General features: G+C 62.5%; 13 protein-coding genes and 1 pseudogene. 6 read left to right on the top strand and 8 right to left on the bottom strand.

Annotated features, from left to right (window positions below; genetic code table 11):
- Positions 1–3 precede the first annotated feature (3 nt).
- Together VHD36_14495 and VHD36_14490 are read right to left on the bottom strand one after the other, a co-directional pair.
- Positions 4–1116 carry a LysR family transcriptional regulator gene (locus VHD36_14495; GenBank protein HVU88526.1) on the bottom strand — a complete coding sequence of 371 codons (1113 nt, stop codon included), beginning with the start codon at positions 1114–1116 and terminating at the stop codon, positions 4–6.
- 294 nt (positions 1117–1410) lie between these two features.
- A complete protein-coding gene (locus tag VHD36_14490; protein ID HVU88525.1) occupies positions 1411–2493 on the bottom strand; it encodes a DUF1570 domain-containing protein in 1083 nt (360 codons plus the stop codon).
- 277 nt (positions 2494–2770) lie between these two features.
- Here VHD36_14490 and VHD36_14485 point away from each other — a divergent pair, with 277 nt between their 5' ends.
- The gene (locus tag VHD36_14485) at positions 2771–4066 is read left to right on the top strand and encodes an amidohydrolase family protein (protein HVU88524.1); all 1296 of its coding nucleotides are present in this window, start codon (positions 2771–2773) and stop codon (positions 4064–4066) included.
- Here VHD36_14485 and hisG read toward each other — a convergent pair.
- Both hisG and VHD36_14475 read right to left on the bottom strand, forming a co-directional pair.
- The gene (gene hisG / locus VHD36_14480; GenBank protein HVU88523.1) at positions 4047–4898 is read right to left on the bottom strand and encodes an ATP phosphoribosyltransferase; all 852 of its coding nucleotides are present in this window, start codon (positions 4896–4898) and stop codon (positions 4047–4049) included. The genes VHD36_14485 and hisG overlap by 20 nt on opposite strands.
- 4 nt (positions 4899–4902) lie before the next feature.
- The gene (locus VHD36_14475) at positions 4903–5256 is read right to left on the bottom strand and encodes a phosphoribosyl-ATP diphosphatase (GenBank protein ID HVU88522.1); all 354 of its coding nucleotides are present in this window, start codon (positions 5254–5256) and stop codon (positions 4903–4905) included.
- A 189-nt stretch (positions 5257–5445) separates the two neighbouring features.
- On the opposite strand from VHD36_14475, the gene miaA reads away from it, so the two are divergent.
- From miaA to VHD36_14460, 3 genes are all read left to right on the top strand, one after another.
- Positions 5446–6450 (top strand): tRNA (adenosine(37)-N6)-dimethylallyltransferase MiaA, encoded by a 1005-nt coding sequence (gene miaA / locus VHD36_14470; GenBank protein HVU88521.1) that lies wholly within the window; start codon positions 5446–5448, stop codon positions 6448–6450.
- A gap of 197 nt (positions 6451–6647) precedes the next feature.
- A complete protein-coding gene (gene aspS, locus VHD36_14465; GenBank protein ID HVU88520.1) occupies positions 6648–8414 on the top strand; it encodes an aspartate--tRNA ligase in 1767 nt (588 codons plus the stop codon).
- 134 nt (positions 8415–8548) lie between these two features.
- A complete protein-coding gene (locus tag VHD36_14460; GenBank protein HVU88519.1) occupies positions 8549–9391 on the top strand; it encodes a redoxin domain-containing protein in 843 nt (280 codons plus the stop codon).
- A 34-nt stretch (positions 9392–9425) separates the two neighbouring features.
- Here VHD36_14460 and VHD36_14455 read toward each other — a convergent pair whose 3' ends face one another.
- The gene (locus tag VHD36_14455; GenBank protein HVU88518.1) at positions 9426–10757 is read right to left on the bottom strand and encodes an HD domain-containing protein; all 1332 of its coding nucleotides are present in this window, start codon (positions 10755–10757) and stop codon (positions 9426–9428) included.
- Between the two features lie 157 nt (positions 10758–10914).
- Between VHD36_14455 and VHD36_14450 the strand changes: the two genes are divergently transcribed.
- Positions 10915–12447, top strand: a complete 1533-nt coding sequence (locus tag VHD36_14450) for an alpha/beta hydrolase (protein ID HVU88517.1) — start codon at positions 10915–10917, stop codon at positions 12445–12447.
- 21 nt (positions 12448–12468) lie between these two features.
- On the opposite strand, the gene VHD36_14445 is transcribed toward VHD36_14450, so the two are convergent.
- Together VHD36_14445 and VHD36_14440 are read right to left on the bottom strand one after the other, a co-directional pair.
- Positions 12469–13152, bottom strand: coding sequence for a hypothetical protein (locus VHD36_14445; GenBank protein ID HVU88516.1), 684 nt, complete (start codon positions 13150–13152; stop codon positions 12469–12471).
- A 521-nt stretch (positions 13153–13673) separates the two neighbouring features.
- Positions 13674–14168 (bottom strand): acetolactate synthase, encoded by a 495-nt coding sequence (locus tag VHD36_14440; GenBank protein ID HVU88515.1) that lies wholly within the window; start codon positions 14166–14168, stop codon positions 13674–13676.
- A gap of 253 nt (positions 14169–14421) precedes the next feature.
- Between VHD36_14440 and VHD36_14435 the strand changes: the two genes are divergently transcribed.
- Positions 14422–14823 carry a thioesterase family protein gene (locus VHD36_14435; protein HVU88514.1) on the top strand — a complete coding sequence of 134 codons (402 nt, stop codon included), beginning with the start codon at positions 14422–14424 and terminating at the stop codon, positions 14821–14823.
- A gap of 22 nt (positions 14824–14845) precedes the next feature.
- Here VHD36_14435 and VHD36_14430 read toward each other — a convergent pair.
- Positions 14846–15250: pseudogene (locus VHD36_14430) on the bottom strand (sugar phosphate isomerase/epimerase).
- Positions 15251–15388 lie beyond the last annotated feature (138 nt).

Genomic DNA, 15388 nt, shown 5'->3' with positions numbered 1-15388 from the left:
GTTTTATCCTACCGTGGTCTCGGCCGCGCGGCATTCGGCCATCGATGCAGATTCTCCATTTCCCGCGCCACGGGCGGGAGGCGCGCTGGCCGAGACGCCTGCATGCGATCTCGATTCGCCAGCGACTTGATGCGAGGGCTTGCCGTTCTTGGCAGATTGTCCAGCGGCACCGTTCCCTGCAATCGAGGTGCGTGCCGGCTGATCCGCTGCCGGCTCGGCCGGCATCCGGTCCCCTTCTCGCTTCAGAAGTTCGACAAACCGCCAGGTGGTCGCGCTCAGTTGCTTGCCACGGCGGTGAATGATGCCCAGCGGGCGCACCAGCTCGTCGGTATCCAGCGGCACCGCGACCAGGCTTCCGGCCGCGACCTCCCGCAGGACAGTCGGCTCGGGCAGAAGGCTCACACCCGCATCGATTTCGATGGCCCGTTTGATCGTCTCGATGTTATCAAACTCCATCACTAATTGCACCTCGATGCGGTGCAGATGGAGCACGCGGTCGATCTCGCGGCGGATCGTGAGGTCGCTGTCGAAACCCACGAGTTCACGCCCGTGTAACTGCGCCAGCCCGATCGACGAGCGGCCGGCCAGTTCGTGTGTGGGAGCACAAACGAGCACCATCGGCTCTTCGCGCCAAGGAATGGCCGTGAGCGTGCGCGACGATTTCGGATAGCTGACCAGGCCCAGATCGGCCAGATCGTTCTCGACGCTTTCGAAAACCCGGTGCGGATGTAGATATTCCAGCCGCACGTTGGCCTTCGGATGCTGGACCAGGAATTCCTGCAGATACCGGTTCATGTGGTGCAGCCCGACCGAGTAGATCGAAGCCACGCGCACGCAACCAGCCACCTCCTGATGCAGGGTGCGGACCTTATCTTCCAGCGAACCATACCGCTCCATGAGCGAGCGGCAGCCGTCGTAATACACCTCTCCCTCGGGGGTCAGTACGAAAGGCCGCTTCGAGCGGTCGATCAGTTTGACGCCGAGCCGTTCCTCGAGTTGATGGACCAATTGGCTGGCGGCCGACTGCGACATGTCGTTTTCGTCAGCCGCGCGCGAGAAGCTGCGCTGCCGAACGACGTCACAGAAGACCTTCAGCCATTTCAGATGGACAGCCATGCTTAGAATCAATCAGGCGAATAGAGCGCAGATTTAGCATCGAAATCAAGAATGTAACGTTAGAAGGTCAACTGAACGAAGTCAAGCATCCTTGTGGAAAAATCGATACCTGCGTACCGTAATCCGAAAGACGAAGTCCCTCCCAGGAAACCGCCTTAAGCCGATGCCACATATGGCTTTCTAAAGCTAAGCCAGCAAAGAAGGGGAGCGTGCAAGCACTCCCGGCTCGCCGCTACGGCCCGGTGTAGAAGCAATCCCATTGCTCCGGCAGCCCGAAAAGCCTCTTGGCGGTACCTAAGGGAGGTCCGCCATGAAGCGGAGGAGCTGAGCTTCGAGCATACGGAAATTCGCCCCAAAGACGGCTGTGAAATCAGCCAGCCGTTTCGCCGGCACATAGGCCTGGCCGACGGGTCGCTGCGCCGTCACGGCCAGGTATTGCGAATACTTGCGCGGCTGCGTCTCGACCAGGTAAAACGACAGTGCCCACGCCTCGGCATAGGCCGACAGTATGTCGCTCGTGAAGAGCCGATCCGAGCCCACGAGCGACTCAAGAATCTCGGGCTTGTGGCGGGGGACGAGTCGCTCGCGGAAGTAGTCGAGCCGGTCGTGGTTGATCCGATCCTCGCGACGGGTGTAAGCCCGCGAATTCCAGACGCCGGGTGCTTCGAACATCATGCCTAGCCCCTCGACGACCCATCGCGGCGTATCGGCAAAGCGCCGATGGATGCCGGTATTGAAGGCGGTCTGGTGCGTCGCCTCGTGGATAATCGTAGCCCCGGTCTGTTCCCAGGCCTCGTCCGAGGCTCGCCCGTTACCCATGTCGTAAAGCATGATGCGGTTCGAGACCGGCGAATAATAGCCGAGCAATCCCGTCGGCACGGACCCAATACCGCGATCCGCCGCACAGGCCCGGGCGAAACTCTGCCGGTCGGGCCAGACGATGGCGATCAGGGGAAACTCGGGATCCTGCAAGCGAAAGCCGCGCACCGAGAAATAGAGCTCGAACGACCGGTAGAGCTCTTCGAAACGCGCGGCCCAATTGGCGCGCACCTTTTCGGGATACGCGACCAGGTAATGGCCCGTACTCACGACGCGAAACCCTTTGCCTAGCTCGGTCTGCAGCCGTCCCTTGAGTACCGAAACGGGGTAGCTTTGAAATGACGAGCTCGTTTGCTTGAGGGACTTCGCCGCCTGCGCGGGCACGGTCCACAAACGGCCGTCACGTCCCAAGAGTTCCACCCCCGCCGAAGAACTGGTGAGCGGCGTACCCTCGATATGCTGGCCGCCGAAATCGAACTGCACGGTCCGCCGCAAATCGGCGGCAACGGCAGTTGGAACGAGGCAGAAACTAACTGCCAAAGCAAGACACGCGCGCACGGACGGCTCCTGCAAAATGCGATATCTCGAAGACCAGCCGCTACAGAAAGCTTAGGCCGAATCGCTTCCGGCGGCGGTAAAGCGTGGCAACCGCCCGCACAATCGCGGCGCAAGTGTCATAACCGCTACGAGGGCTAGAGGGGCGCGGGAGCCCACCGGCGCTTTCAGCGACGCTCGAGCCTGGCACGCCATATGACCGCCTCTGTCGGCCGACTGTTGGCGAAATCTGGGTTCGCGGGTTTACTCTTATCAGGGGCGCCGCCGGTGTTCGGGGCACTTGTCCCCTGTTTACTTGAACGGGCAGAATCCTACCCAGCAGCGAGATGTCTCGATTACGCCCGCCATAACTTCACTCACGGCCCGTTATCTTTTCCCTGTCGCGGGTCCGCCGCTTGCCGGCGGTTGCGTGACCGTGCAAGGAGAGCGCATCGTCGACGTTGCGGCACGACCGTCGGGCCAGTGCCTCGATCTGGGCAACGTGGCCATCCTGCCTGGCTTCGTCAACGCGCATACACACCTGGAATTCAGCGATTGCGCCGCGCCCTTGGGTGTGGCGGGCATGCCACTGCCTGCGTGGTTGCGGATGGTAATCGCGGCGCGGCGTGACGCCGGCGAAAATGCCGCTGTGGCAATCGCGCGCGGCTTGGATGAATCGGTACGGACGGGGACGACAGCCATCGGCGAGATTGCCACCGGCGGCTGGACCGACCAGTCGTTGGCCGAGGCCCCCGTGGATCTGTTGGCGTACTTCGAACTGCGCGGGCTGTTGGCTGAACGCGTGCCGGAGCGGCTGGCCGAGGCCGAACGAGTCGCTTCGCGCGCGCGCAGGGCACGCCCGCCGCACGCTTGGCGCGCGGGTCTCAGCCCGCATGCTCCGTACTCGGTTCATCCCGAGCTACTCGTAGGTCTGGTGCGGATGGCGCACGCGCACGATCTTCCCGTCGCCATGCACTTAGCCGAGTCACGCGAAGAGATTGAGCTCCTGGCGACCGGCAGTGGCCCTTTTCGTACCTTTCTCGAAGAGCTGGGTGTATGGGATGCGACCGCATTCGCGCACGGTACGCGACCGCTTGAATATCTGCAGGTGCTGGGCGCCGCTCCGCGGGCGCTCGTGGTTCACGGCAATTATCTAAGCGACGAAGAACTGGAATATCTGGCCATTCATGCCGAACGGATGACGACGGTCTACTGCCCGCGGACTCACGCCTATTTCGGGCACGCCCGCCATCCGCTGCCGCGGCTGCTGGCCTTAGGCGCTTCCGTGGCGCTGGGCACCGACAGCCGAGCTTCGAATCCCGATCTCGGTGTGCTCGCCGAGATGCGACACGTCGCGCGAAGATTCCCAGAGATCGCCCCGGCCGACGTGTTGCGGCTGGGGACGCTCGCCGGGGCGCAGGCCTTGGCATGTGATGCCGACACCGGTTCGCTCCAACCCGGCAAGCTCGCGAACCTGGCGATTGTCGAGCTACCGTCGCACGAGGCGGCCGATCCGCATGAACTCGTCTTCGACGCCGAGCTGCCGGTCGTCGCGACTTACTGCCGCGGCAAGCCGATTACAGACGGCAATTCATGATCCGCGTTTCGAGTATGGCGCTTGCACCGAGCGCTTCGAGCTGTTCCATGATCGAGATCACTTCGCCGCGGCGAACCATCACGCGCACGGCACACCAGTCGGAGTCCTCCAGTGCGCTGACGGTCGGCGAATTGAAGCCGGGCGTGATTTTTTCCGCTTCGGCCAGCTTGCCGCGTGGCACGTTGTACTCCAGCAGCGAGTAGCTACGGGCGATCACCACGCCTTCGAGCCGCCGAACGACCCGATCGGCCAGCTCGGGATGCCGGCGCTCGCGGTTTTGAATCAGCACAGTCTGATAATGGCCGATCTCGTCGAGAATCTTCAGCCCGTTGGCCGCCAGCGTGCTGCCGGTCTCGACCAGGTCGACAATCGCGTCAGCCACGCCCAGCGCGATCATCACTTCCACCGACCCCGACAGCGGGACCATGTGCGCCGTGGTGTGGTGCTTTTCGAGATACGCCTGCGTGGTATTCGGAAAGCTCGTGGCGATGCGGCGCTTGGCCAGGTCGCGCGGGCTTTTTACGTCACCATTTTCGGGGACGCAGATCGCCAGCCGGCAGTGCCCGACGTCGAGCGGCAGGCGCTCGATGATGTCGGCCCGATGCTCGATCACAAGATCGCCGCCCGTTAGGCCCATGTCGATGGCCCCTTCGGCGCAGAGGACGGGGATGTCCTCGGTGCGGAGGAAGGTGACGTCGATCGGCATGTCGCGGCAGCGCGCGAACAGGCTGCGATCGGGCCGGCGATAATTCAGCCCGGCTTCTTTCAACAGTTCGCCGGCCAGTTCCGACAAACGTCCCTTGCTGGGAATGCCAATACGCAGGTTCGTCATCGTTTCAGCTCGACTGTTCCTTGGGAGGCCTGGAGGCTTTTTCTTCGAGCCCTGAGATGCCGAAACGCCCGGCCAATTGAGCTTCGACTTCGGCCAGCGTGATCTCCCTGAAGCCTAGCATGACGAACAAGTGGTAGATCAGGTCCGCGGCCTCGTGTACCAGGTGCGCTCGCCCCTCGGGTGTCGTGGCTTCGTGCGCGGCTTCGACGACTTCGGCCGCCTCTTCCACGATTTTCTCGCCGATCTTGTCGACGCCGCCAGCAAACAGCCGCGACGTGTACGACTTGTCGCTCGGATGCGCGCGGCGATCCTCGATCACGGCCATCAGTCGTGTTAGGATCGTGTTTGTGTTGCTCACCGACGGTCACCCTCGGTACGGAATCGAACGGTCCACTTTAAGCCGCGACCCCAGGGGTGGCAATCCGGGGTAAAGTGGCCGAGAGCGTCTGTGGTCGGGGTCTGCTAACTCCGGGACCTGCAGCATGAAGTCCCGGCCTCACAGAGGCCGGCTACAGAAGACAGTCTTTTCTCGTAACGCTCGAAGCTCGTGACTTTCTCCCACGTCGCCGATTCCTGGTTTCTGACAGGTCCCACGGCCGCGGGCAAAAGCGCGGTCGGCATCGAACTGGCGCGGCGCCTCTCGGGCGAGATCATTTCGCTCGACTCAATGGCCCTGTATCGCGGCATGGATATTGGCACCGCCAAGCCTTCGGCCGACGAGCGGGCTGCCGTGCCGCATCACCTGCTGGACGTGATTGAACCGCACGAGGCGTTCAGCCTGGCTCAATATGTCGATGCTGCGGAACGCGTAACGGCTGATGTGTTATCGCGCGGGCGGACGCCCATTTTCGTGGGCGGCACGCCGCTGTATCTCAAGGCCCTCTTGCGCGGCATGTTCCAGGGCCCGGCGGCCGATTGGGAATTTCGCGAACGGTTGACGGCCGAAGCCGCCGCGCATGATCCTGGCTGGCTGCACGAGCAGGTGCGCGAGGTCGATGCCGCGGCCGCCGACCGGCTGCATCCGCAGGACACCAAACGCTTGATCCGGGTTCTGGAAGTGTTCGAAAAAACCGGGCAGCCGATTACGGCCCTCCAGCAGCAGTTCGATCATGCCCGGCCGGCGAGCCAGTGCCGTGTATTCGTCCTCGATTGGCCGCGCGAGGAGCTGTACCGGCGGATCAACGCCCGGGTCGGATCGATGTTCGCCGCAGGGCTGGTCGATGAGGTGCGGCGATTAATCGCGGCCAGTTCCGCGCGAGGGGAGCAGAACGCCGGGCCGGAAGCTGCACGCCAGGGCGCCTTCAGCCGCACCGCCGCGCAGGCGCTCGGCTATCGCGAGGTGATCGAGCATCTCGCCGGTGCGCATACGCTGGCCGAGACGATCGCGTTGGTACAAAACCGCACCCGCGCGTTCGCCCGGCGACAATTGACCTGGTTTCGCAGCTTGAGTGAGTGCCGCGCAGTTCCTTGCACCCCTGGCCAGGCAGCGGCTGATTTGGCGTCGACGATTCTTGCGGCTGGGAACGCGGCCCCGGGCCCCCTGGCACGCTAGACCCATTCGTTGGCCACGGCTCACTGTCCGGCCTCCGAGTGCGCTCTCGAACATTTGCCGAGAGAACCCCTCGTCAGCCATCACTTTCCGCAAAAACGCGGTATGACACCGCACTGCGAACAACCTTTCGCACTGGGGCGTGTCCGTCTAAGATATTCGGTTCTTTCCCTAAGTCCCAAGCCAGCGAGGATGTTGCGGTGCTGCGAAACCATTCGTGCGGCGAATTGCGGGCCACGCACGTCGGCCAGGAAGTGACGTTGTGCGGCTGGGTCGATAGCTACCGGGACCACGGCGGCGTTCTGTTCGTCGACCTGCGCGACCGTTACGGCCTGACGCAGGTGGTCTTCGCCCCCGAGGCCGGCCCCGAATTGCAGGAACTGGCCCGCGGCCTGCGTACCGAGTTCGTGATCCAGGTCACCGGCAAGGTTGCCCGCCGTGTCGACGGAACCGTGAACTCGAAACTGGCGACCGGCGAGATCGAGTTGCGCGCCACGAAGCTCACGGTGTTGAATCGCAGCCAGACGCCCCCTTTCCAGCCCGGCGCGGCCGAGCTGCCCGGCGAAGACCTGCGGCTGAAGTACCGGTACCTTGACCTGCGCCGGCCGGAGATGCAGCGCGTGCTGACTTTGCGGCATCGGCTGATCAAGCTGATGCGGGACTATTGCGACGAGCACGGCTTCGTCGAGATCGAGACCCCCATGCTCGGCCGCAGCACGCCCGAGGGGGCGCGCGATTACCTGGTGCCCAGCCGGGTGCATCCGGGCGAGTTTTATGCGCTGCCGCAATCGCCGCAGCTGTACAAGCAAATCTTGATGGTGGCCGGTTACGACCGCTACGTGCAGGTGGCGCGCTGTTTTCGCGACGAGGACCTGCGGGCCGATCGCCAGCCCGAGTTTACTCAACTCGATTTGGAAATGTCGTTTGTCGACAGCGAGGACGTGATCGGCATCATCGACGGGCTGGTCGCGAAGCTGGCCAAAACGCTCTTGAACATCGACGTCAAGCTGCCACTTCCGCGCATGACCTACGACGAAGCGATGGAGCAATACGGGCACGACGCGCCGGACTTGCGCTTCGATATGCGGATCGTCGACCTCACGGACCTGGCCGGGCAAACCGAGTTTCGTGTCTTCCGCGCTGTAGCCGATGCCGGCAAGCGCGTGCGCGGCCTGAATGCCAAGGGGGGCGCGGCGAGCTACTCGCGCAAGGGCATCGACGAATTGACCGAGTATGTTATTCACGATTTCGGCGCGAAGGGGCTGGCCTGGTTCAAGGTCGAGGCCGACGGCTCGTTGGCCTCGCCCATCGCCAAGAACTTCGAGCCCGCCGTCCTCTCCAAGATCGGCCAGCGGATGAACGCGTCGCCGGGCGACTTGCTGCTGATCGTGGCCGACGAATTCGAAGTCACTTGCAAGGCGTTGTACGGCCTGCGCAAGCGGCTGGGCGAGCAGTTGAAGCTGTACGAGCCGGGCTCGATGCACTTCTCGTGGGTGGTCGAGTTCCCGATGTTCGCGTACGACGAGGAAACGAAAGGTTGGGCCGCCATGCACCATCCTTTTACCGCACCGCGAGCCCAAGACCGCGAACTACTCAAAAGCGATCCCGGAAAGTGCCGCGCGCAGGCCTACGACCTGGTCATCAATGGTCTGGAAGCCGGCGGCGGTACGATTCGTATTCACGACCAGGAGGAGCAGCAGCAGGTGTTCAACCTGCTGGGCATCGATGCTGAGAGCGCCAAGGAGCGATTCGGCTTTTTGCTCGACGCACTGCAGTTCGGCGCGCCGCCGCATGGCGGCATCGCGCTAGGTATCGATCGCTGGGTGATGCTCTTTGGCGGCGTCGACAGCATTCGCGACGTGATCGCGTTTCCCAAAACACAGAAGGCCAGCGACCTGATGACCGGAGCGCCAAGCGTCGTCGATGCGAAACAACTGCGCGAGCTGTCGATCAAGCTCAACCGTTGACGCTACGGGCATGACCGGGGAAACTGACTATACGCGAAACGATCGTAAGAGACCGTGTGCGACGTGGCTGCCAGAGATTCGGTTTTCGAAGAATAGCGGGCAGAAGACATCGCGGAAAATGGATGAGGCCGTGCATGAATCGTTTGCAGAGATGGACCGCCGGAACGGGTTTCACGCGATTGGGCTTCACGCTATTGGGCCTCGCGTTATTGGTCGCCGGCGCAGGATGTGATCGAAATACGGCGAACGAAGAATCAGCCAAGCCCGAGAGGCCGAAAGCGATCAAAAGCGTCGCGAAGAAGCCGGTTGCTGACGAAAAGCCCGCCGAGTCTGCAGCTCCGACGACACCCAAGCCGCCAGAGCAAACCGAGGCAGAGTCCGCCGAAGAGGCCAAGCCCCAGGCCGCTGTCGTCGTCGCCAAAGCGAGGCCGACCGGCGTGGGCATTCTGACTGAGGACCCGCTCGATTCGCCGAATCCTAGCGTGCCTTCGGTCGCGATGAGCGATCAGCACGCCGGAACGTGCCTGGTCAAAGTCGGCGACACCATGCCCGGCATCGTGCTGCCGGACATCAATGGCGACAACCAGGATTTGCAGAAATCGCTGGGCGAACGCCTGACAATCGTGCTCTTCTGGTCGCCGGAAAATCGCTCGTCCGTCGAAGAGTTGAACGAACTGGCGGCCAAGGTGGCCAGCCAGTTGCATCCCCAGGGGGTGCGCATCTTTGCCATTTGCGAACATGGTACCGCCGAAACGGCCAAGCAGATCGCCGAGGAGGCAGGCGCATCGTTCCCGGTGGTCATCGACGAAGATGGCGCGATGATGAGCCATGTCGCCACGTCGAAATTGCCGCGGACCTATTTGTTGGACCCGACCGGCAAGATTCTGTGGTTCGACATCGAGTACTCGCATCCCATGTGGCGCGAACTGCGCGAGGCATTGCGGGCGCTGATTCCCGCTAACTCGGAGGCAAAATAGCCTGCCGGCGGACACCTGCCGAGCTAGAGCCCATTCACTGCATCCGCGCAACCGCCTGTTCCACCAGGCTGGGCAGATTCGAAAGCTCGCGCAGGTCCTTGGCCACGCGTGCGTGGGCGAAAATGCGCACCCGTTTGACATAATCGTCGAACTGCTCGCGCGCTAGCGCTCGAATCATCGGCGAGACCTCTTCCAGCGTGCGATAGTGGCGTTGCTTGGAGAAGTAAACTTCGATGTTGAACTCCACTTCCCGTCCGACGGGCGGGGCATCGAAAAGAACCTCGTGCGGGGCCACCACGCGCCCCAGTGCGGTGCTCGCCAGGGCCGCGAATTGTTCGGCACACGCCGCGAGCCATGTGTACGGGCGATGCGAAAGCTGCTCGTACAACTCGCGTCGCTCGAAGAAGCTGTATTGTTCGACACGCTTGTAAAGCCGTCGCGTCGGGCCGAAGAGGCCATTCAAAAGGTCGCGCGCGGGCCCCGCCCCCGCTGCCTCGATAAGGGCCGTGATCAGTGAGGTTTCCGGCAGCCGCAGCAGGGCGTCAAGATCCAAATCGCCGTGCAATAGATAGAACGCTCGCTGCAGCATCGCCGTCGCCGAACGCACGGCATGGTGCCAATAGACTTCGCTGAACATCACGTAGCGGGCGAAGACCATCATCTCGGCGGCCGTGCGCCCTTTGTCCGAGATGGCCAGCCCGTCGCCGGCCCCGTTCAGGCACAGACTGCCCAACAGCCGTCCCTGGTCGAAATGCCTGCCATACGGCACGCCCGCGTGCAAGCTGTCGCGGGCCAGGTAGTCCATCTTGTCGATGTCGATCGGGCCCGACAGCAGGCTTTGCAAAATGCGCGATCTCGGGTCGCGCGGCTTATCGCTCAAGAGTGTCACGACGTCGCGAGGGTTGATGTGCCAATCGGTCCGCAACGCGTCAGCGATTTCTCCCTCCAACAAGAAGCTGTTGGCGAACAGCTCGTGGCTGGGGACACCGGGCAGCTGGATATCCTCGATCGGATGGCAAAACGGCCAATGCCCCAAATCGTGCAATAAGGCGGCCGCGATGAACACCTCGGCGTCGGCGGGGCGAATGGCCTTGACGAAGCGCTCGTCGTGCGACAGTTGCTTGAGATACAAAAGCGCGAGGCGATACACTCCCAGCGAGTGCTCGAAACGCGTATGAATGGCGGCCGGATAAACGAGCGACACCAGGCCCAACTGGCTGACTCGCGCCAGGCGGCGAAAATCGCGGCAGTCCAGAATCTGCCGCACCCGCTCCGTCAGCGGCACATCCAACTCAGGCGGAATGCGCACCAGACTGCGCGGCGCATCGAGTCCGGCCACTTCGGGGATTTCGCGAATCGTCGACATCAAAGCGGAATTTCAAAGGTGCCGGCGGGGGACGCGGACGACGGTGTCAAGCGCGTAGGCTACAGCGAGCCTCGCCCCGCTGCAAGCCGCGCGCGGCGTGGTTAGAATCGGAGGCTCTTAATCATTCGCTCACCAGAACCTGTTTGAATGGCCCTCGATGTCGCATAAGAAGCTGCTTTACGCTTGCGTGCTCGCTTGTCAGGTTTTGGCGAACCGCGCGCGCTGCGAGGCCGCCGAGAATCTGGCGTTTGACGTCACCCTCGATCGGGCCGCGGCCGAAGCGAGTTTGCCCGAGACGAACGGGCACCGTGCCGTGTCGGGCCGTCTGTATGTGTTTCTCTCCCAGCGTGAGACGGGCGAGCCCGTGCGCGGGCCAAGCTGGTTTCAGCCCGAGCCGTTTTTCGGCGTCGACGTGCGCGACGTGCAGCCCGGCGAAATGCGGCGGATCGACGGCACGGCCAACGGCTATCCCGAGCCGCTCGACAAGCTGCCTGCCGGCAAATACCGCGCGCAAGCGATCCTGGATCACGATTTCTATCATCAGAACCAGGGCAAGGGAGTCGGGAACTTTTATAGCCCGGTCATTGAGATCGACGTTAAGCCGAATGCGCCGCAGGCGCCCGCGCTGTTGCTCGACAAAGTCATCGCCGCCGAGCCGTTTCCCGCGTCGGCCTGGGTACACGAGATCGTGATGCGCAGCGAGCTGTTGTCGACTTTCTTTGGCCATGACGTGGTCGAGCGGGCGGCGGTCGTTCTGCCGGCCGGCTACGACGATCAGCCGCAACGCCGGTACCCGGTGGTGTACGAGATTCCGGGTTTTGGCGGATCGTACTGGCCGCCGAAGAGTGAGCGCGAAGCAGCGCCAACAGCGGCCGAGGGTGACACCGACTTCATCCGCGTGTACCTGAGCGGCGATTGCAAATGGGGGCATCACGTCTATGCCGATAGCGCGACGAACGGGCCGCGCGGCGCGGCGCTCGTCGGCGAAGTGATTCCCTACATCGACAGCAAGTACCGCACGGTGCCGCATTCGAGCGGCCGATTCGTCACGGGGCACAGCTCGGGAGGTTGGTCGAGCTTATGGTTGCAGGTGAGTTACCCCGACACCTTCGGCGGTTGCTGGAGCACGTCGCCTGATCCCGTCGACTTTCGCGATTTCCAGCAGGTTGACTTGTACGCCGAGCCCCCTTTGAGCCTCTATTACGATCCACAAGGAGCAATGCGACCAATCGCGCGGCGCGGTGCGGAACCCTTTTTGTGGTTCGTCAAGTTTGGGCAAATGGATGATGTGATCGGCCGCGGCGGACAATTGCGGTCGTTCGAGGCCGTGTTCAGCCCGCGGGGCGCCGACGGCCTGCCGCAGAAACTGTGGGACCGCCAGACAGGGCAGATCGATCCGGTCGTGGCCAAGTCGTGGGAAAAGTACGACATTCGACTGATCCTGGAACGAAATTGGCCGACGCTCGGTCCGCGACTGGCAGGCAAGCTGAATATCATCACGGGCGAACTCGACACGTTTTACCTGGACGGCGCCGTGCGGAAGCTGAAGGTGTCGCTCGAGACGCTCGGGAGCGATGCCATCGTCGAGATTCTGCCCGGCAAGGGACATAGCCTGCGAAACCGCGAGATCGAGCAGCGCATCGTTCGCGAGATGTCGGCGAAATTCCGGCAGGCCCACCCCGATTCGTGAGCGGCACGGTGCCGCTGTTCACTATCGCGAGCGGATCACGGCCCAGGGCATTTCCAAGCCCGCCAGCCATCCTAGCGCAATGGTCAAAGCGGCGTAGAAGCAGCAAAGCAGAAAGCCGTTACCAAAATCGAGATCGTAGCAGGCCCAGGCGATGCCGCCACCGATGGAAAGTAACGCCGGGGCGATGAAGAACCAGCTCCAGCCGGTGGTGCGCAGGTCGACCGGTATGAACCAGTAGCCGACCCACAGCGCGGTGAACCCCAGCCCGCAGATGGCCGCGCGAACCCACAGCCATCGGCCGCGGTGCGGCTCGAGTTCGTCGTTGCGCAGAAACGCGTAACCCGCCACGGTAATTGGCACCGATACGAGATAGAGGGCGATCCCGCGCAAGGCCACGATATCTTGAAAGACCTTGCCGGCCACCGCGGCGACGGCCAAGACCGTCAGCACGCCGCAGACCGCGATCACGGTGGGAATGAGCGGCAGCTTGGTTTCCTTGCGCGTAATCGGCTTGAGCGACGGTGCGCCGGTGGCCGTCTTGCCCCCTGGAGCGGCCGCGTCCGGGGCGTGAATCTGCACTTCCGCTTGTGCGGCGGGGATCGTGATCGGCGCCTTGCACTTCGGGCAGGGGCCTTGCTTGCCGGCGAATTTCTCGCTGACCTGGAAGCGGGCCTTGCAGTTCGGGCAGAGGACGGCAATGGGCATGACGCGAAGGCTCGGATTCAGGGCGAAAACTTCAATGGTGGCAAGAATCTCTAGTCTGAACCCGGAACGCGGCCCAAGTCAAGGAGCGGAGACGATAGTAGCCTAACGCGGCACCAGAACGCGTTCTTAGGGCATACCCTTGGTCCACCTAACGAAGTCGTGGCATCCAGCGATAAAACCGACGATCTCTGAGCCATTCGGGACTTGATCCATGGGCTCCGCAGCCATCATTCGAATGAGGGGCCAAGTTACGATCTCGCCCGCCTGGTTTTCATAGGATTGAGTTGGTTCCGACTTTATCCGAGATTCGATCTCCGGCACCGAGTCGGCCTCCAGATAACGAACCTGGATATCAATGGAATCAGTCGGTGAGCCCGCGATTTCGCAACGGTATGCGACAATCGCCAGCCACCTTCGGCAGATTGGGGAGTCCTGTTCGTTCATACCCTTACTTTGATGGGCAGCACGGCAACCGTAACATCACGCCGGAGCGAACGAAAGGCAGCGCGATCGGACGGCGCCTACTCGTCCTCGTCGCTCAGATCCCCCTCGGTGATCATCGAAAAGCCTTTATTGGCCAGCGTCTCCATCCCCATGTCGATATTATCGACCATCAGGGCCACGGCCGGGCGGCCGCGGGGACGAACCAACAGGGGATAGGCCTGCACGATGTTCACCTCGGCCTGTAACAGGGCTGTGCAGACCTCCAGGAGCGGCTGCGGGCCCGTCGGCAATTCGACGCCGATCAGGTCCGATTCGATCAGCGCCAGCCCGGCACGTTCGAGGATTTCGCGCCCTTTTTCCGGGTTGCTGAGCAAAAAGCGGACAAAGGCGCATTCCGCCGAGTCGGCGATCGACAGGGCCACGATCCGCACCTTGCTTCCCTCGAAGCGGCGCACAACCTCGAGCAACTGGCCGACGCGATTCTCGAGAAAAACCGTGAACTGGCGAATCGAGGGGTAATTGCGACCCCGCATCGTCGAGTAGCCCGTCCCCAACCCTTCACCCGTGCTCATGCGACTTGTGACTCGCGACAGGGTTGCGGTATTTGAAACGCTGTGGGCGTAGACGTGCGGGCCTTTTCAGGAACACGACAGAGACCGGTAACTGTAGAGAATGGCCCGTTTTGCGTCAACCTTCGAGCACTCCCGATCGTTGGCGCGGTCCTTGCAGTTCGTCTATGTCCGCAATGCGATAGTTTCTAAGATGGCGGCCACCGGAAGTCCTCGTCCCTGGAGGGCCGGGCGGTTCAAGGGGGATGCACACCAGATGCCCACGACCATGGTTCTCGAACAAGACATTCCGATCCGCGTCCGCTACCAGGAAACGGACGCCATGGGCGTGTTGCACCATGCGAACTACTTCACGTACTTCGAGATCGGGCGGACCGAACTATTGCGCGCTAATGGTCGCGATTACCGCCAGGTCGAGGAAGAGGGAATGTTCATGGTCGTGGTGCGGATCGGCTGCACTTACAAGAAGCCCGCCAAATACGACGACGTGCTGACGCTGCGGACGCGGGTCAGCAAGATATCGGCGGCCAAGATCGAGCACGCGTACGAGATTTACCGCGGCGAGGAATTGCTGGCCGAAGGGCATAGCACCTTGGCCTGTGTCGATCGCGAGGGCCGCGTGCAACGCGTGCCCGAGTGGCTGCGCGGCGAAAGCTGAGCGCGGTCGCCCCTCCGATGGGCTAGCCTCGCAGGCCAAGCGGCGCGAGTAGCCGGTCGGTCGCCCGATACGCTTCTTCGACCCATTCCACGATGCGCTCGGGCTGCGGAGCGAACTCAAGTTCGATGGAAATCGCACCGTCGATCGCCAGCGCCTTGATTTCGCGCAAGTAGGGCTCGAACTCAACGACCCCGCGCCCTGGCGGCAAGTCGCCATGCACCCGGCCGTCACAGTCCGAAATATGGACGTGCCCGGCCCGGCCCGCCAGGCGGCGTAGCTCCTCCGGTCGCACGTGCGACAGGGCCAGGTGCGAGACGTCGATATTGGCCTGCACGCTCGCCAGCCCTACGTCATCGAGCAAGCGGACCATCGTGTCGACGTCGTTGACGAGCGACAGCGGAAAGGGCTCGAGCTCGATCACGATTCTAAGACCGTGTTTTCAAATTGCATGAATCGATGAAAAACGTTACGACTCCGCCGTCTTGGTTCTCAAGTCAAGGAAGACGGAGCCGTAACGATGTGCGCGAATTATCCCAGCGACCTGACGGACGAACAATGGCAATTG

The organism is Pirellulales bacterium (assembly GCA_035546535.1).
In the GTDB taxonomy this organism is placed as follows: domain Bacteria; phylum Planctomycetota; class Planctomycetia; order Pirellulales; family JACPPG01; genus JACPPG01.
This window is presented reverse-complemented; position numbering and strand designations above follow the sequence as displayed.

Coding starts and splice junctions, on each gene's coding strand:
- VHD36_14495 (HVU88526.1), bottom strand. CDS start 1,116: ATGGCTGTCCATCTGAAATGGCTGAAGGTCTTCTGTGACGTCGTTCGG.
- VHD36_14460 (HVU88519.1), top strand. CDS start 8,549: ATGAATCGTTTGCAGAGATGGACCGCCGGAACGGGTTTCACGCGATTG.
- VHD36_14450 (HVU88517.1), top strand. CDS start 10,915: ATGTCGCATAAGAAGCTGCTTTACGCTTGCGTGCTCGCTTGTCAGGTT.
- VHD36_14435 (HVU88514.1), top strand. CDS start 14,422: ATGCCCACGACCATGGTTCTCGAACAAGACATTCCGATCCGCGTCCGC.
- VHD36_14445 (HVU88516.1), bottom strand. CDS start 13,152: ATGCCCATTGCCGTCCTCTGCCCGAACTGCAAGGCCCGCTTCCAGGTC.
- VHD36_14455 (HVU88518.1), bottom strand. CDS start 10,757: ATGTCGACGATTCGCGAAATCCCCGAAGTGGCCGGACTCGATGCGCCG.
- hisG (HVU88523.1), bottom strand. CDS start 4,898: ATGACGAACCTGCGTATTGGCATTCCCAGCAAGGGACGTTTGTCGGAA.
- VHD36_14440 (HVU88515.1), bottom strand. CDS start 14,168: ATGAGCACGGGTGAAGGGTTGGGGACGGGCTACTCGACGATGCGGGGT.